General features: G+C 67.6%; 1 protein-coding gene. It reads right to left on the bottom strand.

The window, feature by feature from the left end; translation table 11 throughout:
* Positions 1 to 218: 218 nt before the first annotated feature.
* Entirely contained in the window at positions 219 to 1,391 is a 1,173-nt protein-coding gene (locus tag BQ8420_RS09100) for an IS4 family transposase (RefSeq protein WP_235006013.1), read from the bottom strand.
* Positions 1,392 to 1,514: the final 123 nt, after the last annotated feature.

Raw genomic sequence — 1,514 nt, 5'->3', positions numbered from 1 at the left:
CCCCAACATCGTTGTTTTAGGCTGTTTTCGCTGGTGGGGTGAGACGCCACAGGTGGACTCGATGTCGGGTTTTGGCCGAGGCGGGTGTGCCACGTTTGCGCGTGGGGAACCGGAAGGAACGCCGGGTGACCTCCCGGGGCGCCCAACGACAACGCCGCTGGGGCAACAGGTCGTCCATCAGCTCACCGAACGCCCACACGCCCAAGGCCACCAGGTACTCAGGGGGAAAAACGCCCACCGGTCTGGTTGACCGACCGGCGGGCGGTGTTCAGGGCGGTGGTGAAGCTGATCCGGTCGGGGTCCAGCTGCGCGTGCCCCGCGGCGCGGGTGATCAGGTCCGAGAGGGCCTGGTAGAGGAGCAGCAGCGCCCAGGCCTCCTGGCGGACCAGGTCAGGAGTCTGAGAGCGAAAACGCACCGTCGTGCCCCCGCGCAGTTCGGTTTTGACCGCGGCAAAGAGGATCTCTGCTTCCCAGCGGGCCGCGTACAGGCCCGGGAAGTCGGCGATGGGGAAGCGGTCGATATCGAGCAGGCTGGTGACCAGGGTGATCGTCTCCCCGACCGTGCTCTTGTGGCCCTGTGGGGTCTGGGTGTCGGTGTAGACGGTGTACTCGATCACGCGCACCAGCGGCCCGCCCTTGGACAGTTGCGCGGTGTAGGAGCCATCGGAGAGCACTTCGAGGGGGGCCAGCTCGAACTGGGCTCCGGCGCGCATGATGGTCTGGGCGCCGGTGGCGGTGATCGTGCGGTACAGGTCGGTTCCGCAGAACCCGGCGTCGAAGACGGTGAGCATGTCGGGTGCGAAGGAGTCCGCCAAACGCTCGCACAGGGCTTTCTCGCTGGTGTTGTAGGCGTCGAAGGAGGCGTCGATGAGGCAGCGGGTGCCGATCTCGCTGTGCGCGACCAGACGCAATTGGGGGAAGGCCCCGTCGGTGGGGCCGCCGAAACAGGCCCGGTTCGCGGCCGTGTCGGGCACGTCCAAACAGGTGCCGTCCACCGCGCTCAGGCGGTAGCCGCGCCAGAACGCACCCGGGGTTTCGGGGTCGGCCAAAGGTCCTGCGGTCTGGGCGAACAGCAACGCCAAAGGCTCGGTGCCCAGCCGCTCCCGGGCCCGGGTGATGCTGGAGGCTTGGGGGGCACCCGAGGCTGGCACGGGCAGGTCTGGGGCACCGCCGCTGAACGCGCAGCCGTCGGCGAGCCTGCGCCAGACTTCCTTGTAGGACAGGTTGCGCCACAGCCACAGTGCCAGCACCAGGTACAGGGTCAGCTGTGCGGGCAGCTCGCGCTGTCGTTGTTGGAGGGCGCCGCCCTGGATGGTCACCGCCTCGACCAGGTCGGGGGCGAAGGTTTGGGTCAGCACCCCGAAAGAGGCACGATCAGCTGCGTTGGTCACGCCATCGAGTATCTCGCACACGACCCAGGCGGCGAACACCACCGCAGTGGTGGGCCCCGACAGCTGACCCACAGCATCCCGCAGCTCTCTACCAGCGACAACACCCTAAAACAACGGTGTTGG

Source organism: Nocardiopsis sp. JB363 (assembly GCF_900143625.1).
Classification (GTDB): Bacteria; Actinomycetota; Actinomycetes; order Streptosporangiales; family Streptosporangiaceae; genus Nocardiopsis.
The sequence above is the reverse complement of the archived record's forward strand: the minus strand, read 5'-3'. Positions and strand labels throughout refer to the sequence as shown.